This window comes from Vibrio sp. KUL70 (assembly GCF_059725515.1).
In genome coordinates this window covers 582,875-608,364 of record NZ_AP045834.1, presented here as the reverse complement: position 1 = coordinate 608,364, position 25,490 = coordinate 582,875, and the positions used below count along the sequence as shown (strand labels likewise).

The following is a 25,490-nucleotide window of genomic DNA, read 5'->3' as shown; positions in this document are numbered from 1 at the left end:
ATTATATTACAGGTCACATTAAATAACTGAAACTAGTAGCAACTTTTGCATAAACTTTCAATTGCAATAATACCGTAACAAAATGAGCATACGCTGCTTATTTTTTATAATTTAAGCCCCAAAAAACACGTCAGTCAATCGAGGAGAGTCTTAATGAATGCGGAAAAACTCTACATAGAAAAAGAACTTAGCTGGCTCTCTTTTAATGAGAGGGTATTGCAAGAGTCCGCAGACAAACATGTTCCTTTGATAGAACGAGTCCGATTTTTGGGCATTTTTTCCAACAATTTAGATGAGTTTTACAAAGTTCGCTTTGCTGATGTCAAACGTCGAATCTTGATTAACCAAGAGCGTGGCATTAATGATAATTCAAAGCACCTCTTGGCAAAAATGCAAACCAAAGCGCTAAAACTCAATCAAAGGTTTGATGAACTCTACAATGAACTGATTCTAGAGATGGCGAGACGACGCATCTTCCTGGTCAACGAAACACAGCTTAATGAGTCGCAGATAAAGTGGATCCGAAAGTACTTTCGCAAAGAGATCCTGCCTCACATTACACCACTACTGATGACCGATGAAATTGATGTATTGCAATTTTTAAAAGATGAGTATGCGTATCTCACGGTTGAGTTAGAAAAAGATCAGCAATCGAGTTATGCCTTGATCGAAATACCAACCGATCATCTTCCTCGCTTCGTCAAAGTACCGGAACCGAAAGGTAAACGCCGTAAGACCATTATTCTGCTCGACAACATCATTCGTTACTGTATTGATGATCTTTTCAAGGGCTTTTTTGAATATGACAGCCTCAACTGCTACGCAATGAAAATGACTCGTGATGCAGAGTATGACCTTAGTTATGAAGTTGAACATAGCTTGCTAGAGCAGATGTCAGAAGGGGTTGCACAACGATTAAGTGCCATGCCAGTTCGCTTTGTGTATGAGCACACCATGCCTGAAAAGATGCTCCATTTTTTGTGCGAGAAGCTTGGCATGTCTAACTATGACAGCTTAATTCCAGGTGGGCGCTACCATAACTTTAAGGACTTTATTGCCTTCCCAAACATGGGGCGAGAGTACTTAGAGAACAAGCCTCTGCCACCAATGAAGTGTGCGGATTTCGATCATCACTATAATACTTTTGATGCGATCAAAGAGAAAGATATCCTGCTCTATTACCCTTATCACACCTTTGATCATATTACTGAATTAGTCCGCCAAGCGTCATTCGATCCTAAAGTGCTCAGCATTAAGATCAACGTCTATCGGGTAGCCAAAGATTCCAAGCTATTAAACTCGCTCATTGATGCCGTACACAACGGAAAAAACGTTACCGTAGTGGTTGAGCTACAAGCTCGCTTCGATGAAGAGGCCAACATTGAGTGGGCGAAGGTACTTACAGAAGCTGGCGTGCACGTTATCTTTGGTGCTCCGGGTTTGAAAATACACTCTAAGCTGATATTGATTAGCCGCCGAGAAGGAGAAGAGATTACTCGCTATGCACATGTCGGCACGGGCAACTTCCATGAAAAAAATGCACGCATCTACACAGACTTCTCTCTACTCACTGCCGATCAAGACTTGGCCAACGAAGTACGAAACGTGTTTGGTTATATCGAGAACCCCTACAGACCGGTGCGGTTTGACCATTTAATTGTTTCACCACAAAACTCGCGTAAAAAGCTCTATCGATTAATCGATGGTGAAATTTCAAATGCTAAAGAAGGCAAGAAAGCGCAGATCACCCTCAAAGTGAACAACCTCGTGGACAAAGGGCTAATCAATAAACTCTACGGTGCAAGCAGTGCTGGCGTGAAAATCCGTATGATTATTCGCGGTATGTGTTCTTTGGTTCCAGGCGTCGAAGGTATTAGTGAGAATATTGAAATCATTAGTATTATTGATCGCTTCCTTGAGCACCCTCGCGTCATTATCACTCACAATGATGGCGACCCTCAGGTTTACATCTCTTCCGCAGACTGGATGACTCGAAACATCGATCATCGTATCGAAGTCGCCGCACCGATCCGTGATGAACGTTTGAAACAACGTATTATTGATATTGTAAATATCCATTTTACCGATACAGTTAAAGCAAGGTGGATTGATAAAGAGATGAGCAACAATTACGTTCCACGCGGTAACCGTAAAAAAGTTCGCTCACAAATCGCCATCTACGACTACCTAAAACAGGTCGAAAAACACACTAGAAAAGCCAGGGAACCCAAGCCAGACGATGAGCAAAATTAACGATGCCTCCTCTAAACAGGAACCGAATATTCCGCTAGATACCCTCTCATTAGACGCGGTATCTGCGCCTGTTCGAAATGTCGCCGCCATAGACTTGGGTTCCAACAGTTTCCACATGGTGGTGGCTAAAGTCATTGGCCAAGAGTTGCAACTGGTTAGTCGCCACAAACAGCGCGTGCGTTTAGGTTCTGGCTTAGACAGTCAGTCCAACCTTAATAACAGCGCAATGGCGCGTGGTCTTGAGTGCTTAGCGATGTTTGCTGAGCGCTTACAAGGCTTTGAGTTAGACAACGTTCGTATCGCGGCAACTCATACCCTGCGACGAGCAAACAACGCTCACATCTTTATCAAAAGGGCGAGAGCGATTCTTCCCTTCCCGATCGAGGTAATACCGGGTCAGGAAGAAGCTCGTCTCATTTATCTTGGTGTCGCCCACACGCAACCTGAGTCCGACTCTAAGCTGGTGGTTGATATCGGAGGGGGCAGTACCGAATTAATCATTGGCGAAGGCTTTGAAGCCAAACTTGTCAACAGCAAGCAAATGGGCTGTGTGAGCTTTACTCATCGCTATTTCTCCAACAACAAACTCTCTTCAAAGAATTTCTCTAAAGCGATCATCGCTGCACAACAACGCCTCGAACCGCTAACGGCGTCATACAAGAAGCATGGTTGGGAAGTTGCTCTAGGCTCTTCGGGTACAATTAAAGCCATCAAGGAAGTGTTGATCGGTCTAGGGTATGAAGACGCAATCATTACCGAAAAGAGACTGGAACATCTTATCGATACTTTGTGCGAGCACAAGACCATTGAAGATATTGATATCAAAGGCTTAACCGTTGAACGTCAACCCGTGTTCGCTGCGGGTGTCGCCATTCTCACTGGTATCTTCAAAGCTCTATCAATCAAAGAGATGCACTTTTCAGATGGTGCACTTCGCGAAGGTCTTCTGTATGAAATGGAAGAGCGCTTTCAACGCTCAGATATTCGAATGCGAACCACTGAAAACTTAGCACTCAAGCATCAAGTCGACTTAGAACATGCAGCGAGAGTAAGAGGCCAAGCTTTAGAGTTCATCCATCAACTGCAAGACTCCCTTGGCATCAAGAAAAAGAGTCAGTTGTTTGATTTACTAAGCTGGAGCGCTCTCCTGCATGAAGTCGGTCTTAGCATAAGCTTTCAAGGGTTCCATCGCCATTCAGCCTACCTGTTAAAACACACTAATATGCCAGGCTTTAACAGCGAACAGCAGTCGGTGATGGCAACTTTGGCACGCTTCCAACGTAAGTCTTTAAAAATCCAGGAGATGCCCGATTTCAACCTGTTCAAAAAGAAACAGATCATCGGTTTAGTCCGAATTTTAAGGCTTGCGATTTTATTGAATGGGCAGCGTAATGATGCGCCGCTGTTAGATATAAAAATTGATCTCTTAGATAAAGACCATTGGAAACTGAGCTGCACTAACCCAGATTGGTTAGATGAGAATAAGCTGCTCGCTGCTGATTTAGCACAAGAGCAAGAGCTATGGGATCAAGCCGGTTGGCAGCTAAGTTTCAATAACCATAATTTCGACGATAATAGTGTCGATGATAATACCGAAGCCCAAACGTCATAAAACAGCGTGATTAAAGCCCAACTTTAGCTAGCTCTCGTTGGGCAAACTCTTTTGGAATCGCTACGTAGCCGTCCTTCTCAACTAATTCCTGTCCCTGCTTTGAGAACACAAAAGTTAAAAATTCCTGCTCTACTGGAGACAGAGGTTTCTCTGGATGCTTGTTCACATAAACGTAGAGGAAGCGAGACAATGGGTAGTTGCCATTAATGATGTTTTCACGCGTGGCATCGATGTAATCTTCACCTTGAGTCGCGACGGGAATCAGCTTAACGCCAGCCACTCTATAGCCAATACCTGAATAGCCTATCCCACTGATCGATGATGAGACCGACTGCACCACAGATGCGGAGCCCGGTTGTTCGTTTACACGATTTTTGAAATCACCACCGCATAACGCATTCATCTTAAAGTAACCATACGTCCCTGATACCGAGTTTCGCCCAAACAACTGAAATGGGTGCTTAGCCCAAGTTTCGGTAATGCCTAAGTCTTGCCAGGTTTTGTAAGATTGATTGGCACCACAGCGTAGCGTTTGAGAAAAGATCCCGTCAATCTGGCGAAAATTGAGCCCCTCAATAGGGTTGTCTCGATGAACAAAGATACCAATCGCATCTATAGCCACTTTAAGTGCGGTCGGCTTATAGCCATGCTCCCGCTCAAAAGCTTCAATCTCACGCAGGCGCATTGGCCGGCTCATTGGTCCTAAGTGTGCCGTGCGTTCAGTTAACGCTGGCGGTGCAGTCGATGAACCAGACGCTTGTACTTGCGCATTCACGTTTGGGTAATAAGTCTTGAACTCTTCCATCCAGAGTGTCGTCATTCCAGCTAAAGTATCAGAGCCTACAGACAGAAGACTTCCTGAAATACCATGAACTTTCTCATAGTCAGGCAGTGATTCAGTGGTTTGCTCGGAATGAACAATGCCACTCATGGTGAGAGTGGCAAGTAAAAGAGTAGAGACAGACAATTTTCTCATCGATTGACTCATTGAACAGTTAAACGGCTTGGTAGCGTAAAGGAGAAGCGGCTACCAACGCCAACTTCACTCTGTATTTCGAGATGTGAGTCGTGATGGCTAAGTGCATGCTTCACAATAGCGAGCCCAAGACCACTACCGCCGGTGTCCCTGGAGCGAGCTTTATCAACTCGATAGAAACGCTCGGTCAGTCTATGCAGATGCTGAGGCTCAATACCTTCACCGGTATCAGAGACATCTAAGCAGGCTCCTTGACTGGTTTGATACCAACGTACCTTTACCGTGGCACCCGCAGGAGTGTACTTCACCGCGTTATAAACGAGATTAGAGATGGCACTGCGCAGCTGGTCTTCATCAGCAAGGACGCGCAAACTCTTGTCGATGTCAAACTCCAGCTTATGCTCCTTGTCACCACTCAAGCTGGTCGCCTCTTTTTCAAGCACTTCTAACATTGCTGGGACGTTGACCACCTCATCCAACTCGTGCATTGGCGCTGCTTCAATCTTAGATAGCGTCAGCAGTTGATTCACGAGACTATTCATACGATTCAACTGTTCCGTCATCACGCCATGAGCTTTGCTCCACATCGGGCCGACAACCATATCTGGGTCTTCAGTCATCTCAAGGTAACCTTGCAGTACGGTCATTGGCGTACGCAGTTCATGAGAAACATTGGCAAAGAAGTTACGACGCATGCCCTCAAGCTGTTTAAGTTGAGTCACATCACGCACCACCATTAGGTGCTCGCCCTCAGTGTATGGCACGATACGTAACTCAAGCATACGCTCTACATTTAGAGGTGACGGCATCTCTAATGGTTCAGAGAAATCTTGTTTATTAAGGTACTTGATGAAATCTGGAGTACGAATCAGGTTCGAGATCGGCTGACCAGAATCATCCGGCCAACGAAAGCCCAGTAAGTACTGAGCGAGCTTGTTGCACCAAACAATGTTGCCTTCACTACGAAACACCACGACAGCATCAGGTAGAGATTCCGCACCATTTCTGAAACGGCGAATCAGATTGGTTAACTCTTTGCGCTTACGGCGCTGTCTCTGCTGCATGCGGTAGATACCGTTAAACAGAGACTCCCAATTTCCAGAGCCTGAAGGTGGCGTTAATCGCTTTTCATCCCACAACCACGCCGACAGACGCATTTGGTTATGAAGGTGCCATGCTAGCTGCAAAACGGTAGCTACCAACAGTAACCAAGGTAGGTAGCCAAATATCCAGCCAATAATAAACCAAGGTGCGTAAAAAAAAGCCAGCTCCCAAGCTAGCTTCTTCCAGGTTAACTTTTCAACCATTCAGGACTCCGTAAATCGAGCATCGCAGCCATAAATTAAGCTTTTGTAGAGAAGCGATAGCCAGCACCACGAACGGTTTGAATCAACTTATCGTGACCCGCCGCTTCAAGAGCTTTACGAAGACGACGAATATGAACATCCACAGTGCGGTCTTCTACGTACACGTTGGTCCCCCAAACGTTATTCAGTAACTGCTCACGGCTATATACTCGCTCTTGATGTGTCATAAAGAAGTGCAGCATCTTAAACTCTGTAGGTCCCATATCAACAGGGCCATCACTCGCGGTAACACGGTGAGACACAGGGTCAAGTTTTAGACCTTGTACGTCAATAACATCTTCCAGCGCCGTTGGAGTCACACGACGAATCACTGCTTTCAGACGAGCAACCAACTCTTTTGGTGAGAATGGTTTGGTGATGTAGTCATCAGCACCGACTTCTAAACCACGAACCTTATCTTCCTCTTCACCACGCGCTGTCAGCATTACCACAGGGATGTTGCGCGTTAGCTCTTCACGCTTCATATGCTTGATGAAATTAATACCGCTACCACCCGGTAGCATCCAATCTAGTAATACTAGATCTGGGAAAGGTTCACATAGCTTGTTCACCGCTGTATCGTAATCTTCAGCTTCTACTGCTTGGTAGCCTTTTTGTTCAAGCACAAAACACAACATCTCACGAATTGGTGCTTCATCCTCAACGACCAGAATCCTTCTCGACATAATTGAATAGCCTTTGTATTTAATCAACGCATTGCATTATCAGAGTTAATTATGACACTTTTGTGACCATTGAAAACAAATTTTAATATAACTGTCTCAATCGTTTCACTTTGGAAGTTTTGATACCGAATTAACGACAAATTCGTTCAAATCCCCTATGATGGACCACTTCTAAAAAGGTATGAGAAAAAGTATATGTGGTTTAAAAATTGCCTAGTGTATCGCTTCAATCGTGATATTGAGTTCAATGCAGACAAGCTAGAGAAACAGCTAGAAGAATTTCGCTTCACACCTTGCGGCAGCCAAGATAAACAAAAGTTTGGTTGGGTTCACGCTATGGGTAAGCACGGTGACATGATGACGCATGTCTCTGAAAACCGCATTCTGATTTGTGCAAAAAAAGAAGAGAAGATGCTACCCGCTTCAGTGATCAAAGAGACGTTGAACGCCAAAGTAGAAGCGCTTGAAATTGAATCAGGCCAACCCGTGAAGAAAAAAGAGAAAGACAGCATTAAAGAAGATATCATCATCGATCTTCTTCCGCGTGCTTTCAGCCGTAGTAACTTCACTTACGCTTTGATCATGCCAAAAGAAGGCTTCATTGTTGTTGATGCAAGCAGCTACAAAAAAGCAGAAGACGTGTTAGCTTTGCTGCGTAAAACAATGGGTAGCCTACCAGTTGTTCCTGCAATTCCTGAGCAAGCGATCGAAACAACACTAACCGAATGGGTTAAGTCAGGCGATACTCCTCAAGGCATTACGATGCTTGACGAAGCTGAGCTTAAATCAATCCAAGAAGACGGTGGTATTGTTCGAGTTAAGAAACAAGAGCTAGAAGCCGACGAGATTAAAAACCACATTGAAGCGAACAAGGTGGTAACCAAGCTGCTTATCAACTGGCAAGATCGCATTGAATTCATCCTGGCTGAAGACGGCAGTATCAAACGCCTGAAGTTCAGCGATGAACTTAAAGATGAGAACGACGATATTCCTCGTGAGGACCAAGCTGCACGCTTTGATGCAGATTTCTCATTACTATGTGGTGAGTTCAGCGTGTTCCTTCCGAACCTGTTCGAATCACTAGGTGGATTAACTCAACCGAACGCTTAATCAGTAACTTCAAAGCTCAGGTGCACCGTACCTGAGCTTATTTTCCCTACATTTCCCGCTGTATATTTACCCCTTCCCTCTCTTCTTAATATCATTGCTATCTTTAGGGCTATCAACCAAACTCATTTTAGCGTAAAATTTGCGCCCCTTTGATATCACTTGGTGGTATCAACCTGACTTGAGATCAGACTAGAGAACGAAGCAATGACAACACAAAAACCATTTGTACCTGAACTATTATCACCGGCAGGAAGCCTTAAAAACATGCGTTACGCATTCGCCTACGGCGCAGATGCAGTTTACGCGGGCCAGCCACGTTACAGCCTTCGCGTTCGTAACAATGAGTTCAACCACGAAAACCTACAAATCGGTATCGATGAAGCTCATGCTCAAGGCAAAAAGTTATATGTTGTATGTAACATTCAGCCACACAACTCTAAATTAAAAACGTTCATTCGCGACCTTAAGCCAGTTGTTGATATGGGCCCAGACGCTCTTATCATGTCTGATCCTGGTCTTATCATGATGGTTCGTGAAGCATTCCCTGAAATGCCAATCCACCTTTCAGTTCAAGCTAACGCTGTGAACTGGGCAACGGTAAAATTCTGGGCTACACAAGGCGTGGAGCGTGTCATCCTATCTCGTGAACTATCACTTGAAGAGATCGAAGAGATCCGCGAACACTGCCCTGAAACAGAACTAGAGATTTTTGTTCACGGTGCACTTTGCATGGCGTACTCTGGTCGTTGCCTACTTTCTGGTTACATGAATAAGCGCGACCCTAACCAAGGTACTTGCACTAACGCTTGTCGTTGGGAATACAAAACAGAAGCGGCAAAAGAAGACGAAAACGGTCAAATCGTTGAAGCAAACCCTACTGGTGTTGAGATTCAAGATGTTGAAGTTCAAGACGAACGTCCAGACAACACACTAGGTCTAGGTAAACCAACAGATGAAGTGGTTCTACTTTCAGAGTCACACAAGCCTGAAGAGAAAATGGCTGCGTTTGAAGATGAGCATGGTACTTACATCATGAACTCAAAAGACCTTCGAGCAATCCAGCACGTTGAACGTCTAACGAAGATGGGTGTTCACTCACTGAAAATCGAAGGCCGTACTAAGTCTTTCTACTACTGTGCTCGTACAGCACAAGTTTACCGCAAAGCGATCGATGACGCTGTCGCGGGCAAGCCATTTGATGAAAGCCTAATGGGTACACTAGAGAGCCTAGCGCACCGTGGCTACACTGAAGGCTTCCTACGTCGTCACACTCACGATACTTACCAGAACTACGAGTACGGTTACTCTATCTCTGATACTCAACAATTTGTTGGTGAATTCACAGGTAAACGCCGTGGCGACCTAGCGGAAGTAGAAGTGAAGAACAAATTCCTAGTAGGTGACAGCTTAGAAATGATGACGCCGAAAGGTAACGTTGTTTTCACACTAGAGATGATGGAAAACCGTAAGTCTGAAGCAGTTGAAGACGCGAAAGGTAACGGTCACTTTGTATTTATTCCTGTGCCAGCCGATCTAGACTTAGAGTACGGCTTGTTGATGCGTAACTTGAGCGAAGGCCAAGACACACGCAACGCATCAGGTAAGTAACTGTACTTAAAAGACTGAGAAGTAAGCAATGGCTCTGCTAATAACTGACAAGTGCATTAACTGTGATATGTGTGACCCTGAGTGCCCAAATGGTGCAATTACTATGGGTGATACGATCTTCGAGATCGATCCTGATCTCTGTACTGAATGTAAAGGTCACTACGAAAAGCCGACGTGTCAGTCTGTATGTCCGATTACAAAATGTATCATTACAGACCCGAATCACATCGAAACCGATGATCAACTTCTAGAGAAGTTCGTCATCATTCAAGGCCTCACCTAAAAATAAAAAGGTTCAACTTGGACTTAAGTTGAACCTTTTTTCTATCCGGATTTTTCTATCGGATAAATATTACAGAACAAATCTTTTTCGAATTGATACTCCAAGCGCTCTCTCCAATGGGATGTTTTGGAAACATGCACAAGATAAAAATTCTCTCTACTTGTGTCGGTTACGAAGGCCATCCCATACTGCATCAGCTCATAATGCACATCATTGATAAACCCGGGGTCTACGCGCTGTCTCCCTGTTAAGCTATTCAAATCTTCTCGCGTTAAAGAGACACCAGAAACCTCACTGCTAAATCTATGCCTTAACCACTCAGAAAACTCCTTCGCACAAATCATTGTCATGGTTTTTGTCCTCGAATTACATATCGACGGGTATCAAGACTCTAATTCTTATATACGACGTGTAAGTCCTATTTGTCACCCCAAAAACATTCTTGTTATGACCCAACTATGCCACTTCGACTCTGTTTTTGTTTTTGTCGGATTGTGAAAGATTAAATATCAAACGATATTCTTATTTACTCTCTACTCACTCTAGACAAAAGTGTGACATTTCTCCAGTTTCTGACGCTAATCAGAAACTGGTAATTTTGTTTGAGGTGCTCAATTAGCAATGACAGCTGAGCAATAAGTTGGCATCACCTTTTTTTTCTTTGGTTTTGATTTCACTATTTTCTTCAGTGGAGGTACAGGAATCTGTTTCGGCGCCCAACTCGCTAGCTCATAGCCACACCCATCCCCTTCCGGTGGCGCTTTTTGCTCGACGCAACGAGTCGCATCTTCAGGGCAATGTAGACGGACATGAAAATGCGAATGATGGCCCCACCAAGGTCTTATTTTTCCAAGCCAATTGCGCTCATCATTTTGTGCTGATTCTTGATCGCACAGTGTTTGCTTTATAACAGGGTGAACAAAGATACGGGCAACATTAGGATCTTTTGCCGCGTATCTAAGAACTTCAAAGTGATTATCTTGCCAGTTTGAGGTGCGTAACTTGTAGTTAGTTAAATCAACCACGCTTATCGGAGTGGGAACCGCAAGTTGATTCAAAGAGAGGTTTTTATTATTCAGCCTTAACCAGATGTCAATATCTAACCCTGTTTGATGACTCGAATGGCCTGAAGAAAATCGCCCCCCGCGAGGGAGTGAAATATCACCAATCATCAGTACTTGATTAAGGTTATCATTGACGGTCTTTCCAAGTGCTTCTACAAACCTAATCGCATCGGTATGGCCGTAGTATCGCTTTCTCTGAGGACGTATAACCTGGTAACCCACACCTTCTAGAGGTAACGCCTGTGCACCATCTAAGCACCCGTTAGCGTAGGAACCTATTGAGCTAGTTTGATTACTTGTAGGGCTATCCACCCCTTCCCATTGAGTTGGGATAGCTTGTGATGACGTACATAGTAAGAGCGATAGCAAACCACTCCCCCACTTCATTTGCATCCCTTACTCCTTTCACTACTCTTACCATAAAGTCAGCCCATGATTATGAGCATAGCTGAATATCATAAAAACAAAATCTAACAACGAACTTATACGAGCAAAATTGGGCTCAGAGATCCTTCTTTGTTGATAAGTAGGGAATAGATACGTGGTATTCAGTTCGTAATGGTAAGCGCCGATCTAAATTTATAGAGAGAGGGAGAGGTTTAATTGGAGTAACAGGATAGCTTCTATCACTTGGAGATAGCGATCTACCTCAGCACCAGAAAGTAAAAAGGCTCTAGTCTTTCGACTAGAGCCTTGGATATGGCAGGGGTGGAGAGAGTCGACTGGGCTGGCACTCCAGCTCCCAACACGCGCGCTTTTGGTAGTGGCAGAATCCGCAGCTCTTTTCTTCCGCCAAAGAAAAAGGCTCCAGTCTTTCGACTAGAGCCTTGGATATGGCAGGGGTGGAGAGATTCGAACTCCCAACACGCGGATTTGGAATCCGCTGCTCTGCCAATTGGAGCTACACCCCTGTAGTTGTTTTAAAGACTTAACTTTGTCTGAATAAGTGGCGGAGTGGACGGGACTCGAACCCGCGACCCCCGGCGTGACAGGCCGGTATTCTAACCAACTGAACTACCACTCCGCAGTGGTTTACTTGCTTTGAGCAAGTCTCCATACTTTTTGTCTTCACTTTTTCATAAAAAAGTGAAAATAAATAGGAGCCTGGCGATGTCCTACTCTCACATGGGGAAGCCCCACACTACCATCGGCGCTATTGCGTTTCACTTCTGAGTTCGGCATGGAATCAGGTGGGTCCACAACGCTATGGTCGCCAAGCAAATTCTTTTATTACTTTCAGCTTTTAAAAAGCTAAAGGTAAAATAATTCGGAAAGCTATTAAAAGTTCTTACTTAAACTCATTCAAGTGTTCTTGTTTGCCTCTGCTTTTTAAAGCAGAAACAACAGTTTTGAGTCCATCAAAACCCCTTGGGTGTTGTATGGTTAAGCCTCACGGGCAATTAGTACAGGTTAGCTCAACGCCTCACAGCGCTTACACACCCTGCCTATCAACGTTCTAGTCTTGAACAACCCTTTAGGACACTTAAAGTGCCAGGGAAGACTCATCTCAGGGCTCGCTTCCCGCTTAGATGCTTTCAGCGGTTATCGATTCCGAACTTAGCTACCGGGCAATGCCATTGGCATGACAACCCGAACACCAGAGGTTCGTCCACTCCGGTCCTCTCGTACTAGGAGCAGCCCCCTTCAATCTTCCAACGCCCACGGCAGATAGGGACCGAACTGTCTCACGACGTTCTAAACCCAGCTCGCGTACCACTTTAAATGGCGAACAGCCATACCCTTGGGACCGACTTCAGCCCCAGGATGTGATGAGCCGACATCGAGGTGCCAAACACCGCCGTCGATATGAACTCTTGGGCGGTATCAGCCTGTTATCCCCGGAGTACCTTTTATCCGTTGAGCGATGGCCCTTCCATTCAGAACCACCGGATCACTATGACCTGCTTTCGCACCTGCTCGAATTGTCATTCTCGCAGTCAAGCGGGCTTATGCCATTGCACTAACCTCACGATGTCCAACCGTGATTAGCCCACCTTCGTGCTCCTCCGTTACTCTTTGGGAGGAGACCGCCCCAGTCAAACTACCCACCAGGCACTGTCCGTAATCCCGATTCAGGGACCAACGTTAGAACATCAACACTACAAGGGTGGTATTTCAAGGACGACTCCACCACATCTAGCGACGCGCTTTCAAAGTCTCCCACCTATCCTACACATGTAGGGTCAATGTTCAGTGCCAAGCTGTAGTAAAGGTTCACGGGGTCTTTCCGTCTAGCCGCGGGTACACTGCATCTTCACAGCGATTTCAATTTCACTGAGTCTCGGGTGGAGACAGCGTGGCCATCATTACGCCATTCGTGCAGGTCGGAACTTACCCGACAAGGAATTTCGCTACCTTAGGACCGTTATAGTTACGGCCGCCGTTTACCGGGGCTTCGATCAAGAGCTTCGACCGAAGTCTAACCCCATCAATTAACCTTCCGGCACCGGGCAGGCGTCACACCGTATACGTCATCTTACGATTTTGCACAGTGCTGTGTTTTTAATAAACAGTTGCAGCCACCTGGTATCTGCGACTCTCGTCAGCTCCATCCGCGAGGGACTTCACCGATAAGAGCGTACCTTCTCCCGAAGTTACGGTACCATTTTGCCTAGTTCCTTCACCCGAGTTCTCTCAAGCGCCTTGGTATTCTCTACCCGACCACCTGTGTCGGTTTGGGGTACGATTCCTTACAATCTGAAGCTTAGAGGCTTTTCCTGGAAGCATGGCATCAATGACTTCACCACCGTAGTGGCTCGACATCGTATCTCAGCGTTAATGAAGAGCCGGATTTACCTAACTCTTCCGCCTACGTACTTGAACCTGGACAACCGTCGCCAGGCCCACCTAGCCTTCTCCGTCCCCCCATCGCAATTGTAAGAAGTACGGGAATATTAACCCGTTTCCCATCGACTACGCCTTTCGGCCTCGCCTTAGGGGTCGACTTACCCTGCCCCGATTAACGTTGGACAGGAACCCTTGGTCTTCCGGCGAGGGAGTTTTTCACTCCCTTTATCGTTACTCATGTCAGCATTCGCACTTCTGATACCTCCAGCAGCCCTTACAGACCACCTTCAACGGCTTACAGAACGCTCCCCTACCCCGCACACTAAAGTGTGCAGCCGCAGCTTCGGTGTATAGCTTAGCCCCGTTACATCTTCCGCGCAGGCCGACTCGACCAGTGAGCTATTACGCTTTCTTTAAATGATGGCTGCTTCTAAGCCAACATCCTGGCTGTCTGAGCCTTCCCACATCGTTTCCCACTTAGCTATACTTTGGGACCTTAGCTGGCGGTCTGGGTTGTTTCCCTCTCCACGACGGACGTTAGCACCCGCCGTGTGTCTCCCGGATAGTACTTACTGGTATTCGGAGTTTGCAAAGGGTTGGTAAGTCGGGATGACCCCCCTAGCCTTAACAGTGCTCTACCCCCAGTAGTATTCGTCCGAGGCGCTACCTAAATAGCTTTCGGGGAGAACCAGCTATCTCCAGGTTTGATTGGCCTTTCACCCCTAGCCACAAGTCATCCGCTAATTTTTCAACATTAGTCGGTTCGGTCCTCCAGTTGATGTTACTCAACCTTCAACCTGCCCATGGCTAGATCACCTGGTTTCGGGTCTATATCCAGAGACTGAACGCCCAGTTAAGACTCGGTTTCCCTACGGCTCCCCTAAACGGTTAACCTTGCCACTGAATATAAGTCGCTGACCCATTATACAAAAGGTACGCAGTCACACCACGAAGGTGCTCCTACTGCTTGTACGTACACGGTTTCAGGTTCTATTTCACTCCCCTCACAGGGGTTCTTTTCGCCTTTCCCTCACGGTACTGGTTCACTATCGGTCAGTCAGTAGTATTTAGCCTTGGAGGATGGTCCCCCCATATTCAGACAGGATATCACGTGTCCCACCCTACTCGATTTCACTGATTATGATGTGTCGGTTACGGGGCTATCACCCTTTATTGCGGCACTTTCCAGAGCCTTCACCTGCATCATTAAAAGCTTAAGGGCTAATCCAATTTCGCTCGCCGCTACTTTCGGAATCTCGGTTGATTTCTCTTCCTCGGGGTACTTAGATGTTTCAGTTCCCCCGGTTTGCCTCTTGTTGCTATGTATTCACAACAAGATACTTACTTATGTAAGTGGGTTTCCCCATTCGGAAATCCCAGACTCAAAAGGTTTTTACTACCTAATCTGGGCTTATCGCAAGTTAATACGTCCTTCATCGCCTCTGACTGCCAAGGCATCCACCGTGTACGCTTAGTCACTTAACCATACAACCCGAAGAAGTTTCGAGTTGATGACTTATTTGCTTTCACTTTTCAAAAGTGAAGACAAACGAGCAACCAAGGTTTTTGGTTGTAACAAGAAGGGTTAATTCTTATTACGTGTTTGCCGGACTCAATGGTGAATCAATGTAAACATTGATTCGAATACAAGACACTTGAATGTGTTTGTGTTGTGTTTATACCGTTCTTATTAACTAAGAAGGGATAAACATTGAGAACTTTTAAATTTGATTAACTTAATCACAGCCTTGAGCTGTTTGATTTCACTTTTCAAAGTGAAAACCAATTAAGTAATCAGTCAGCTTTCCAAATTGTTAAAGAGCTAATCACTTCTTAATGAAGTAACCATTTTTAAAGATTCTTAAGGAAGAACACTTAAAGATGGTGGAGCTAATCGGGATCGAACCGATGACCTCTTCGCTGCCAGCGAAGCGCTCTCCCAGCTGAGCTATAACCCCATCTGGAAAAGTATTTCCTTACTCTAACTTTCTAAACCGTATCAATCTGTGTGGACACTTATCGTGAATATCTTCGCATAAGGAGGTGATCCAGCCCCAGGTTCCCCTAGGGCTACCTTGTTACGACTTCACCCCAGTCATGAACCACAAAGTGGTGAGCGTCCTCCCGAAGGTTAAACTACCCACTTCTTTTGCAGCCCACTCCCATGGTGTGACGGGCGGTGTGTACAAGGCCCGGGAACGTATTCACCGTAGCATTCTGATCTACGATTACTAGCGATTCCGACTTCATGGAGTCGAGTTGCAGACTCCAATCCGGACTACGACGCACTTTTTGGGATTCGCTCACTCTCGCGAGTTGGCCGCCCTCTGTATGCGCCATTGTAGCACGTGTGTAGCCCTACTCGTAAGGGCCATGATGACTTGACGTCGTCCCCACCTTCCTCCGGTTTATCACCGGCAGTCTCCCTGGAGTTCCCACCCGAAGTGCTGGCAAACAAGGATAAGGGTTGCGCTCGTTGCGGGACTTAACCCAACATTTCACAACACGAGCTGACGACAGCCATGCAGCACCTGTCTCAGAGTTCCCGAAGGCACACCTGCGTCTCCGCTGGCTTCTCTGGATGTCAAGAGTAGGTAAGGTTCTTCGCGTTGCATCGAATTAAACCACATGCTCCACCGCTTGTGCGGGCCCCCGTCAATTCATTTGAGTTTTAATCTTGCGACCGTACTCCCCAGGCGGTCTACTTAACGCGTTAGCTCCGAAAGCCACGGCTCAAGGCCACAACCTCCAAGTAGACATCGTTTACGGCGTGGACTACCAGGGTATCTAATCCTGTTTGCTCCCCACGCTTTCGCATCTGAGTGTCAGTATCTGTCCAGGGGGCCGCCTTCGCCACTGGTATTCCTTCAGATCTCTACGCATTTCACCGCTACACCTGAAATTCTACCCCCCTCTACAGTACTCTAGTTTGCCAGTTTCAAATGCAGTTCCGAGGTTGAGCCCCGGGCTTTCACATCTGACTTAACAAACCACCTGCATGCGCTTTACGCCCAGTAATTCCGATTAACGCTCGCACCCTCCGTATTACCGCGGCTGCTGGCACGGAGTTAGCCGGTGCTTCTTCTGCAGCTAACGTCAAGAGATGCCGCTATTAACGACACCCCCTTCCTCACTGCTGAAAGTACTTTTACAACCCGAAGGCCTTCTTCATACACGCGGCATGGCTGCATCAGGCTTGCGCCCATTGTGCAATATTCCCCACTGCTGCCTCCCGTAGGAGTCTGGACCGTGTCTCAGTTCCAGTGTGGCTGATCATCCTCTCAGACCAGCTAGGGATCGTCGCCTTGGTGAGCCATTACCTCACCAACTAGCTAATCCCACCTAGGCATATCTTGACGCGAGAGGCCCGAAGGTCCCCCTCTTTGGCCCGTAGGCATTATGCGGTATTAGCCATCGTTTCCAATGGTTATCCCCCACATCAAGGCAATTTCCTAGGCATTACTCACCCGTCCGCCGCTCGACGCCGTTATCGTTCCCCGAAGGTTCAGATAACTCGTTTCCGCTCGACTTGCATGTGTTAGGCCTGCCGCCAGCGTTCAATCTGAGCCATGATCAAACTCTTCAATTTAAGATTTTGTGACTCAATGAATACTGATTACATTCTCTTTGCTTAATAAAAAGCTAAGTAATGTTGAATTGACTGTGCTAAGACCGAAGTCTTAATTGGTCACTCAGTTCATTGAAATCATTTTAATTCCGAAGAATCTGTTTGCCTTTGCTTTTAAAAGCGAAAACAAACTTAGTGATATTCATCAACGAGTGCCCACACAGATTGATAGGTTTAAATTGTTAAAGAGCTTACTTCTAAAGTTCCGCTTGGAGCCTCTCGAAGTGGACGGCCATTCTAGCGAATTAGCTTTCAGTGTCAAACACTTTTTATCGCTAATTTTTCAAAGCATCTTAAATGCTTAATACCGTCTTAATTGCTTTGTTCAAACCACTTGGTTATCCCTGACAACGGAGGCGCATTATAGAGACAAATCCCCACTGCACAAGAAAAAATTCCAAATAAAATCGCTTTTGCGAATCGTTCGAACACAAAGCAGACAAATCGCGCAAAATAAAAGCGAACCAAGCCGTTTTACTTGGTTCGCTCTTTAAATCGCTCTAGTTTTTATTGATGAGCAACGATTCGATCGTTATGGACTAACAGCTGAACTTTTTTGTCTGGATTCACTTTACCGGCCAATATCGCTTTCGCTAGCGGGTTTTCAACACTCTGCTGAATCGCTCGTTTCAATGGTCTTGCACCGTAAACTGGGTCAAAGCCAACTTGAGCAATCAACTCTAACGCTTTGTCTGAAACCTCAAGCTCATAACCGTTTTCTTCCATTCGCTTGCTCAGGTGTGTTAACTGAATAGAGGCAATCGACTTAATATGTTCTTGCCCTAGCGGGTGGAACACAACACTTTCATCAACACGGTTCAAAAACTCTGGTCTGAAATGCTTACTCACCACTTCCATTACTTCATTCTTAATTCCCTGGTAATCCAGAGCCGCGAAGTTCTCTTGAATTCTCGAAGAACCAAGGTTTGACGTCATAATAACGACTGTATTTCTGAAATCGACAGTTCGACCCTGTCCATCAGTAAGACGACCATCATCCAGTACCTGAAGTAGAATGTTGAAGACGTCCGGATGTGCCTTTTCCACTTCATCTAGTAAGATTACCGAATAAGGCTTACGTCTTACCGCTTCAGTTAAATAGCCACCTTCTTCATAGCCAACATAACCAGGAGGAGCACCAACTAAACGAGCTACCGAATGTTTTTCCATGAATTCAGACATATCAATCCGAACCATAGCATCGTCACTATCGAACATAAAACTCGCTAAGGTTTTACACAACTCTGTTTTACCAACACCAGTCGGACCCAAAAATAGGAATGAGCCAATTGGTTTGTTTGGGTCAGAAAGCCCAGCTCGACTGCGACGAATGGCATTGGCCACGACCTCTACGGCTTCAGTCTGACCAATAACGCGCTTATGAAGTACCGACTCCATTTGTAGTAACTTCTCTTTTTCAGCCTCGAGCATCTTCGAAACCGGAATACCCGTTTGCTTCGATAAAACTTCGGCGATTTCAGTATCCGTGACCTTGTTTTTTAAAAGTGTCATTTCTTGCATTTCTGCTTGAGTAGCAAGGTCTAACTGTTTTTCCAATTCGGGGATACGACCATACTGAAGTTCAGACATACGGTTTAGATCGCCTGCACGACGTGCAAAGTCCATATCCATGCGAGCCTGTTCTAGCTCTGACTTAATATGTTGGGTGCCAGATAGTGCCGCTTTTTCTGCATTCCACACTTCTTCCAACTCAGCAAATTCACGCTCTTTCTCAAGCAATTCATTTTCTAAAGTTTTAAGACGCTTTTCACTGGCATCATCATTCTCATTGGTCAGCGCTTGCTGTTCAATCTTAAGTTGAATAATTTTACGCTCCAGTTTATCCAGAGATTCTGGCTTGGAGTCGATCTGCATACGAATACTTGATGCCGCTTCATCAATGAGGTCGATAGCTTTGTCTGGCAGTTGGCGGTCTGATACGTATCGGTGTGACAGACTCGCTGCCGCAACAATCGCAGGATCAGTGATCTCAACATGATGGTGCAGTTCGTAACGCTCTTTTAGACCACGCAGGATTGCCACGGTATCTTCAACCGTTGGTTCATCCACCAGAACTTTTTGGAAGCGACGCTCCAATGCCGGGTCTTTCTCTATATATTGGCGGTACTCATCCAACGTAGTAGCACCAACACAGTGAAGTTCGCCGCGAGCCAAAGCCGGTTTGAGCATATTGCCCGCATCCATAGAGCCTTCGCCTTTACCGGCACCAACCATGGTATGAATCTCATCGATAAAGAGGATGACGTTACCCTCTTCTTTCGATAGCTCATTAAGAACCGATTTCAAGCGCTCCTCAAATTCACCACGATATTTAGCACCCGCTACAAGTGAGCCCATATCAAGAGACAGCACGCGACGACCACGTAGCCCTTCTGGCACTTCATTATTAATGATGCGCTGAGCGAGTCCTTCAACAATGGCCGTTTTACCCACACCAGGCTCACCGATAATCACCGGATTATTCTTAGTGCGACGTTGCAGCACTTGAATAGTGCGACGAATTTCGTCATCACGACCAATTACCGGATCGAGTTTACCTTGCTCCGCACGCTCGGTAAGGTCTATCGTAAACTTCTCCAAAGCTTGACGCTTATCTTCTGCATTTGGATCATCGACTTTCTGACCACCTCGGATCTGCTCAATAGCTTGAGACAGTTTTTGCTCGGTTAAACCAAGCTCTTTGAGCAAGTTGCCGAGCGGACCACGGTCTTCAATTGCTGCAAGTAGGAAGATCTCAGAAGAGATGTAGGTATCTTTCCGTTTTTGAGCGACCTTGTCACATAGGTTGAACAAAGTACCCATTGCACTTGATAACTGTACATCTCCCCCGATACCACTCACTTTTGGCACGCGATCAAGAATCTCACTCAATTTAGAGCGCAGCTGAACAACATCAATGTTCAACATGGTAAGCAGTGGACGAATCGCACTACCATCTTGGTTTAATAGCGACACCATTAGGTGTACGGGTTCAATGTATTGGTGATCACGACCTAATGCGAGAGACTGAGCATCAGATATCGCAATTTGAAATTTACTGGTGAATCGATCGAGACGCATTCCAACCTTCCTACTTTAGATATGTTTATCTTATGAATAGAAGATGGATACGGTATCGATTATTTTCAAGGGGAAGGAAGTGAACTATCACGCAGAAAGTTCACTGTTTTTGCGATTAATCTAGCCAGATGAAGGTGGCTTGACGCCCTGTTACTCCATCGCGGCGATAAGAGTAAAAATGATCAGGGTCAGCATAAGTACACAGATTACAATCAAACACTTGTGTCACTCCAACATTAGCAAGGCGTTGAGTTGCTAATTGAGACATATTCGCCAACCACTTCTGATTGTTTGGTGTGGCACGAAACGCCTGCTCTGCCTTTTTGTCAAAGCCAACAAAAGCATCCAAAACATCTTGGCCCACTTCGAAAGCCTCTTGACCAATAGCAGGCCCTAACCAAGCCAATAAAGGATTACTGTCATCAATATTAGTGAACTTAGCCACGGCGTTTTCGACAATCCCACCCGCTAAGCCGCGCCAACCAGCATGAACCGCAGCAACTTGAGTGCCCTTACTGTCCGTTAACAGCACTGGCAGACAGTCTGCCGTCATCGCAGATAACACAACACCTTGTTGAGTAGTAAAACTGCCATCTGCATCGAGAATCTTGGAAGTTGGCTCAAAGACTGAAACCACATCGGTTGAATGAGTCTGGTTAAGCCAAACAGGTGCACTCGGCATCTGAGTTTGTTGCTGTAACCAGTCTCGATTCTTATACACCAGATTAATGTCATCCCCAACGTGACTTCCCAAATTCAGACCTTGATACTGAGCCTGCGAAAAACCATCGACTCGAGTTGAGGCAAAGGCTTTGACATTATTAGGGGCGTTCCAATTCGGGATAATCATCGTCATGGTTAGATGTCGTCTTCTTTATTGTCTCGTGCGTCAACGCGCAGCGCTTCTGCCATTACAATCATATCTTGTGGAACAGGAGCATGGAACTCCATCTCTTCACCAGAGATTGGGTGTTCAAAACGAAGCATTACCGCGTGAAGCGCTTGACGATCAAATGAACGGATCATTTGTGTTAATTCTTCAGAGGCACCTTTAGGGATTCGAGCACGGCCACCATATGCCAAGTCACCTAAAAGCGGGTGCTGTAGGTAAGACATGTGTACACGGATTTGGTGAGTACGACCCGTTTCTAGACGTAGGCGAATACGCGTGTGCTCACGGAAGTGTTCAGCAACACGGTAGTGAGTGATCGCAGGTTTGCCCAACTCGTTCACTGCCATTAGCGTACGTTTAGTAGAGTGGCGACCAATCGGTTTTTCAACCATGCCACCTGCTGTCATTTTACCGATCGCAATCGCTTCGTATTCGCGAGTAATACGGCGCTTTGATAGCGCTCGAACTAGACGCGTTTGTGCTGGTACTGTTTTCGCCACCACCATTAGGCCTGTAGTGTCTTTATCAAGACGATGAACAATACCTGCACGCGGTACTTCTGCGATTTGTGGGTAATGGTGTAGGAGCGCGTTTAGCACGGTTCCATCCGGCGTACCTGCACCTGGGTGTACAACAAAATCGCGAGGTTTGTTGATCACCAATAAATCGTCATCTTCGTAAACGATATCCAAAGGAATATCTTGTGCTTCCCAGCGCTCTTCATCTTCAAGTTCAGCTTGTAAGATGATCTCTTCACCGCCCATAACCTTGATACGAGGTTTAGTAACAACTTCGCCATCCACTTGGATTTTGCCGTCAAGAAGCCACTCTTTAATGCGAGAGCGAGAAAAATCGGTAAAGAGTTCAGCAACAGCTTGGTCTAAACGTTGACCTAACTGGCTGCTTTTTACTGTGTCTGTTAATGTGATCTGCTGAGCCATATCGAACTTTTTTAAAAACCGTGAGACTAATACCCATTAGTATGGATAAAATAGATTAATTGCATCATTGTATCTGTTACTGGTTAGAAAGTAACGGAAGCGAACAAAATATTTAAATTCAAGGAATCGACGCCTGACATGAAACACCTCACTTTATCGGGTCTATTAGCTGTATCACTGTTAGTTGGTTGTAGTAGCAGTGAAGAGATCGTCCCAGATGTACCGCCATCGGTTCTCTATTCTGATGCACAAGAATCGCTACAAAGTGGTAGCTGGTTATCTGCGATTGAAAAACTAGAAGCGCTGGACTCGCGTTACCCATTCGGTGCGTACTCAGAACAAGTACAGCTAGACCTTATCTACGCTTACTACAAGAACGATGACCTAGCGCTAGGACTGGCGACCATTTCACGATTCTTACGTTTAAACCCAACGCATGAAAAGCAAGACTGGGTTTTATACATGCGCGGGTTAACGCACATGGCGCAAGACCGTAACTTCATGCACGATCTGTTCAATATCGATCGTAGCGACCGCGACCCTGAGCCGGTGAAACTCGCTTTTGCTGATTTTAAGAAGCTACTAGAGCGTTTCCCTGCAAGCCCTTACGCGGAAGATGCACAGAAACGTATGTTCGCGCTGAAAAACCGTTTAGCAGAGTATGACTTAGCAACGGCTGATTTCTATCTTCGTCGTGAGGCGTGGATTGCTGCAATCAACCGTACACAAGAGCTGCAGAAAACCTATCCAGATACCATTGCTGCACGTAAATCTTTAGAGATCCAGTTAGAAGCTTACAAGCAACTTGGTCTTGAAGATGCTGTAGCAAGAACGGAAAAGTTGATTGAGCTAAACCCTATTCCGTAGCCAACCTCCCGTATCTGTCTGATAGAAAAGCACACCTTATGTGGTGTGCTTTTTTTTGAACTGTGCATACCAACTGATGGTGATATTAGTAAGACGAAGGGCAAGTTCACTACTCCATGAATTTATCCATAAACACCAAAAAGCCGCTTGAGATCGTACTCAAGCGGCTTTTTAAATTTGACAGATTTTCGGGTAACAGCTTGGTGTGACATTAATCACAAAACAACACTGTTTAATTATTCGCCGCACACCTTTTAAGGGCTGTACGATTTCCCTAAAAACTGAAGTAATTTTTAGCGAACCCTTGGGTTCAATTTATCCTTTTTATTATTGAGAACAAGCATTTTTCTCGAAAAACATAACAATTTTTGCGTGAGATCACATTTGATTTCAATCTTAAAAAACCACCACCAAAACTAGATCCAGATCACATTCTTTCCCACCCAAAAACGTAATCTGGAGTTAACCCATGAGGGATACAACAGAGGAAAACTTCTATGAAAATGAATATCACTGGTAAGAATATTGACATCACCTCTGCAATCCGTGAGCACATTGAAAGTAAATTTAAGAAGTTAGAAAAATGGCAAGTAGACATCATCGGCTGCCAAGCAAGCTTTAGTGAAGAGCCTAACAAGAAGAAGAAATTTGAAGCGGTTATTACCGTACCGAAAGGCCAGCTTGTTGCTTCATCAATCCATGATGACCTATATGTTGCCGTTAATGAGGTGGAACAAAAATTAGAACGACAACTGAATAAGCTAAGACACAAACCTGAAGCTCGCCGAGCTGAAAAGCCTCAGATTGAAGAGCTAAAAGCTGAAGTAGAATAAGAGAAATAAAAGGATTCGAAGATAGCGCCAATACGGCGCTATTTTTTTGCTTGACGCTTTTCGTTCGCTTGCTTATTGTGTTTAAACATTCAAAAAACAAACCATTTTTATGCACACTCAAACTCTGTTTATTTTTGACTTCTTTTTCCTTCCGTAAATCGGAGGCTAAGTCGTTTTAGAAAAACAAGTCAAAAACGAACAGAAAGCCTCCCACTCAAGGGAGGCTTTTTTATAAGGACCCATTTATGACTGACCAACCCATTTCGCTTGATGAAATTCGCCTTCGCTTAAATGATCTTGATGATCAGCTTCTAAGCTTACTCTCTGAACGTCGCAAACTCAGTATTGAGGTGGCTAAAAGCAAAGTAGAGACATCAAAGCCAGTTCGAGATGCCGTTCGTGAACAACAGCTACTGGTGAAGCTGATCGGGAATGGAAAAGAGAAGTACGACCTAGATGCTCAGTACATCACTAAACTGTTTCATACCATCATCGAAGATTCAGTACTTCTTCAACAATCTTACTTGCAGAATCTTGCCAATCCACAGAGCCGTAAACCTTTGGCTCGTGTCGCGTTTCTGGGGTCAAAAGGGTCATACTCACACCTTGCAAGTCGTGAATACTTCAGTCGCCGTAACACTGAGCTAATCGAACTAAACTGCAATCACTTTAAAGAGGTCACGTCGACGGTCGAGTCTGGTCATGCTGACTACGGTGTACTTCCAATTGAAAACACCAGTTCAGGTTCTATCAACGAAGTATACGACCTACTTCAACACACAACGCTTTACATTGTGGGTGAACTATCACAACCGATTGAGCACTGCTTAGTTGCGAAAAAAGATATTCGTCTAGAAGACATCACAACCCTTTACTCTCACCCACAACCACATCAACAGTGCAGTGAGTTCTTGAGTCGTTTAAAAGGCGTGACTCTAGAGTCTTGCGCGAGCACAGCTGATGCAATGAAGAAGGTGAAAGAACTTGATGACGACACTGTCGCTGCGATCGGCAACTCCTCAAGCGGTAAGCTATATGGCCTTCAGCCAATTCAAGGCGATATTGCCAACCAAACCGAAAACCACACTCGCTTTATCGTAGTCGCGCGTAAGCCTGTTGAAGTATCAACTCAAATTCCAGCGAAAACGACTTTGATCATGTCAACCTCCCAAGAAGCGGGATCACTAGTCGAAACATTACTGATTCTACAACGCTACGGTATCAACATGACCAAGTTAGAATCACGTCCTATTATGGGTAACCCTTGGGAAGAGATGTTCTATGTGGATCTAGAGGCGCACTTGAACTCTGACAACATGCAGCAAGCAATTACCGAGCTGACGACTATTACGCGTCATTTGAAAGTATTGGGCTGCTATCCAAGCGAGAACATTAAAGCGACACAAGTTAAACTCCCGTAACCTGTGAACCAATGTTTGTTAACAGAAACTGGTTAATAAAAGACTTATCGAAATAAAAACTAGCATAAGTAACGGCCAACTTATTAGGTCTCTGGTACAGGA

Annotated in this window: 16 protein-coding genes, 3 tRNA genes, 3 rRNA genes and 1 other annotated feature; of the genes, 8 read left to right on the top strand and 14 right to left on the bottom strand. The window is 45.4% G+C overall.

From position 1 onward, the window contains the following. The first annotated feature begins 153 nt into the window (after positions 1-153). Together ppk1 and AC6I7V_RS02680 are read left to right on the top strand one after the other, a co-directional pair. Positions 154-2,253, top strand: coding sequence for a polyphosphate kinase 1 (gene ppk1, locus AC6I7V_RS02685; protein ID WP_261882615.1), 2,100 nt, complete (start codon positions 154-156; stop codon positions 2,251-2,253). A 115-nt stretch (positions 2,254-2,368) separates the two neighbouring features. Next, positions 2,369-3,865: a Ppx/GppA phosphatase family protein gene (locus tag AC6I7V_RS02680; protein ID WP_498011637.1), complete on the top strand. Its 1,497-nt coding sequence runs from the start codon at positions 2,369-2,371 to the stop codon at positions 3,863-3,865. Positions 3,866-3,875: 10 nt separating this feature from the next. On the opposite strand, the gene AC6I7V_RS02675 is transcribed toward AC6I7V_RS02680, so the two are convergent. From AC6I7V_RS02675 to phoB, 3 genes are read right to left on the bottom strand one after another with little or no spacing between them, the layout of a single operon-like run. Continuing rightward, a complete protein-coding gene (locus AC6I7V_RS02675; protein ID WP_498011636.1) occupies positions 3,876-4,796 on the bottom strand; it encodes a PstS family phosphate ABC transporter substrate-binding protein in 921 nt (306 codons plus the stop codon). A 53-nt stretch (positions 4,797-4,849) separates the two neighbouring features. After that, entirely contained in the window at positions 4,850-6,148 is a 1,299-nt protein-coding gene (phoR, locus tag AC6I7V_RS02670) for a phosphate regulon sensor histidine kinase PhoR (RefSeq protein ID WP_498011282.1), read from the bottom strand. Between the two features lie 35 nt (positions 6,149-6,183). Further along, positions 6,184-6,873: a phosphate regulon transcriptional regulator PhoB gene (gene phoB, locus AC6I7V_RS02665; RefSeq protein WP_032551271.1), complete on the bottom strand. Its 690-nt coding sequence runs from the start codon at positions 6,871-6,873 to the stop codon at positions 6,184-6,186. Between the two features lie 195 nt (positions 6,874-7,068). Between phoB and rdgC the strand changes: the two genes are divergently transcribed. The 3 genes from rdgC (at position 7,069) to AC6I7V_RS02650 (ending at position 9,874) form a co-directional block, all read left to right on the top strand. Further along, entirely contained in the window at positions 7,069-7,983 is a 915-nt protein-coding gene (rdgC, locus tag AC6I7V_RS02660; RefSeq protein ID WP_255231397.1) for a recombination-associated protein RdgC, read from the top strand. A gap of 204 nt (positions 7,984-8,187) precedes the next feature. Continuing rightward, the gene (trhP, locus tag AC6I7V_RS02655; RefSeq protein WP_061033314.1) at positions 8,188-9,591 is read left to right on the top strand and encodes a prephenate-dependent tRNA uridine(34) hydroxylase TrhP; all 1,404 of its coding nucleotides are present in this window, start codon (positions 8,188-8,190) and stop codon (positions 9,589-9,591) included. A gap of 28 nt (positions 9,592-9,619) precedes the next feature. Continuing rightward, the gene (locus tag AC6I7V_RS02650; protein ID WP_032551266.1) at positions 9,620-9,874 is read left to right on the top strand and encodes a YfhL family 4Fe-4S dicluster ferredoxin; all 255 of its coding nucleotides are present in this window, start codon (positions 9,620-9,622) and stop codon (positions 9,872-9,874) included. 41 nt (positions 9,875-9,915) lie between these two features. Here AC6I7V_RS02650 and AC6I7V_RS02645 read toward each other — a convergent pair whose 3' ends face one another. The 11 genes from AC6I7V_RS02645 to rluD form a co-directional block, all read right to left on the bottom strand. Further along, positions 9,916-10,224 carry a hypothetical protein gene (locus tag AC6I7V_RS02645; protein ID WP_255231398.1) on the bottom strand — a complete coding sequence of 103 codons (309 nt, stop codon included), beginning with the start codon at positions 10,222-10,224 and terminating at the stop codon, positions 9,916-9,918. Positions 10,225-10,485: 261 nt separating this feature from the next. Beyond that, positions 10,486-11,325 carry a penicillin-insensitive murein endopeptidase gene (mepA, locus tag AC6I7V_RS02640; protein ID WP_498011635.1) on the bottom strand — a complete coding sequence of 280 codons (840 nt, stop codon included), beginning with the start codon at positions 11,323-11,325 and terminating at the stop codon, positions 10,486-10,488. Positions 11,326-11,772: 447 nt separating this feature from the next. Beyond that, a tRNA-Trp gene (locus AC6I7V_RS02635) sits at positions 11,773-11,849 on the bottom strand. Between the two features lie 36 nt (positions 11,850-11,885). Next, positions 11,886-11,962: transfer RNA gene (locus AC6I7V_RS02630), tRNA-Asp, on the bottom strand. A 78-nt stretch (positions 11,963-12,040) separates the two neighbouring features. Continuing rightward, positions 12,041-12,156: ribosomal RNA gene (gene rrf / locus AC6I7V_RS02625) — 5S ribosomal RNA — on the bottom strand. A 161-nt stretch (positions 12,157-12,317) separates the two neighbouring features. Continuing rightward, a 23S ribosomal RNA gene (locus tag AC6I7V_RS02620) occupies positions 12,318-15,210 on the bottom strand. A gap of 397 nt (positions 15,211-15,607) precedes the next feature. Next, a tRNA-Ala gene (locus AC6I7V_RS02615) sits at positions 15,608-15,683 on the bottom strand. A gap of 78 nt (positions 15,684-15,761) precedes the next feature. Continuing rightward, positions 15,762-17,314, bottom strand: a 16S ribosomal RNA gene (locus AC6I7V_RS02610). Together the 16S, 23S and 5S rRNA genes with 3 tRNA genes alongside form the textbook arrangement of a ribosomal RNA operon. Positions 17,315-17,860: 546 nt before the next feature. After that, the gene (clpB, locus tag AC6I7V_RS02605; RefSeq protein ID WP_255231400.1) at positions 17,861-20,434 is read right to left on the bottom strand and encodes an ATP-dependent chaperone ClpB; all 2,574 of its coding nucleotides are present in this window, start codon (positions 20,432-20,434) and stop codon (positions 17,861-17,863) included. 115 nt (positions 20,435-20,549) lie between these two features. Then, positions 20,550-21,290, bottom strand: coding sequence for a peptidoglycan editing factor PgeF (pgeF, locus tag AC6I7V_RS02600; RefSeq protein ID WP_498011281.1), 741 nt, complete (start codon positions 21,288-21,290; stop codon positions 20,550-20,552). A 2-nt stretch (positions 21,291-21,292) separates the two neighbouring features. Then, positions 21,293-22,267, bottom strand: coding sequence for a 23S rRNA pseudouridine(1911/1915/1917) synthase RluD (gene rluD, locus AC6I7V_RS02595; RefSeq protein ID WP_032553205.1), 975 nt, complete (start codon positions 22,265-22,267; stop codon positions 21,293-21,295). Positions 22,268-22,405: 138 nt separating this feature from the next. On the opposite strand from rluD, the gene AC6I7V_RS02590 reads away from it, so the two are divergent. The 3 genes from AC6I7V_RS02590 to pheA all read left to right on the top strand — a co-directional run bounded on the left by AC6I7V_RS02590 (position 22,406) and on the right by pheA (position 25,388). After that, on the top strand, positions 22,406-23,134 hold the full coding sequence (locus AC6I7V_RS02590) for an outer membrane protein assembly factor BamD (protein WP_255231402.1): 729 nt from the start codon (positions 22,406-22,408) through the stop codon (positions 23,132-23,134). A 497-nt stretch (positions 23,135-23,631) separates the two neighbouring features. Next, positions 23,632-23,967 (top strand): ribosome hibernation-promoting factor, HPF/YfiA family, encoded by a 336-nt coding sequence (gene hpf / locus AC6I7V_RS02585; RefSeq protein WP_498011280.1) that lies wholly within the window; start codon positions 23,632-23,634, stop codon positions 23,965-23,967. A 111-nt stretch (positions 23,968-24,078) separates the two neighbouring features. Beyond that, positions 24,079-24,200 (top strand) — a sequence feature (Phe leader region). Between the two features lie 12 nt (positions 24,201-24,212). After that, positions 24,213-25,388 (top strand): prephenate dehydratase, encoded by a 1,176-nt coding sequence (gene pheA / locus AC6I7V_RS02580; RefSeq protein WP_498011279.1) that lies wholly within the window; start codon positions 24,213-24,215, stop codon positions 25,386-25,388. Positions 25,389-25,490: the final 102 nt, after the last annotated feature.

Coding starts and splice junctions, on each gene's coding strand:
- ppk1 (WP_261882615.1), top strand. CDS start 154: ATGAATGCGGAAAAACTCTACATAGAAAAAGAACTTAGCTGGCTCTCT.
- AC6I7V_RS02680 (WP_498011637.1), top strand. CDS start 2,369: ATGGTGGTGGCTAAAGTCATTGGCCAAGAGTTGCAACTGGTTAGTCGC.
- AC6I7V_RS02675 (WP_498011636.1), bottom strand. CDS start 4,796: ATGAGTGGCATTGTTCATTCCGAGCAAACCACTGAATCACTGCCTGAC.
- phoR (WP_498011282.1), bottom strand. CDS start 6,148: ATGGTTGAAAAGTTAACCTGGAAGAAGCTAGCTTGGGAGCTGGCTTTT.
- phoB (WP_032551271.1), bottom strand. CDS start 6,873: ATGTCGAGAAGGATTCTGGTCGTTGAGGATGAAGCACCAATTCGTGAG.
- rdgC (WP_255231397.1), top strand. CDS start 7,069: ATGTGGTTTAAAAATTGCCTAGTGTATCGCTTCAATCGTGATATTGAG.
- trhP (WP_061033314.1), top strand. CDS start 8,188: ATGACAACACAAAAACCATTTGTACCTGAACTATTATCACCGGCAGGA.
- AC6I7V_RS02650 (WP_032551266.1), top strand. CDS start 9,620: ATGGCTCTGCTAATAACTGACAAGTGCATTAACTGTGATATGTGTGAC.
- AC6I7V_RS02645 (WP_255231398.1), bottom strand. CDS start 10,224: ATGACAATGATTTGTGCGAAGGAGTTTTCTGAGTGGTTAAGGCATAGA.
- mepA (WP_498011635.1), bottom strand. CDS start 11,325: ATGAAGTGGGGGAGTGGTTTGCTATCGCTCTTACTATGTACGTCATCA.
- clpB (WP_255231400.1), bottom strand. CDS start 20,434: ATGCGTCTCGATCGATTCACCAGTAAATTTCAAATTGCGATATCTGAT.
- pgeF (WP_498011281.1), bottom strand. CDS start 21,290: ATGACGATGATTATCCCGAATTGGAACGCCCCTAATAATGTCAAAGCC.
- rluD (WP_032553205.1), bottom strand. CDS start 22,267: ATGGCTCAGCAGATCACATTAACAGACACAGTAAAAAGCAGCCAGTTA.
- AC6I7V_RS02590 (WP_255231402.1), top strand. CDS start 22,406: ATGAAACACCTCACTTTATCGGGTCTATTAGCTGTATCACTGTTAGTT.
- hpf (WP_498011280.1), top strand. CDS start 23,632: ATGAAAATGAATATCACTGGTAAGAATATTGACATCACCTCTGCAATC.
- pheA (WP_498011279.1), top strand. CDS start 24,213: ATGACTGACCAACCCATTTCGCTTGATGAAATTCGCCTTCGCTTAAAT.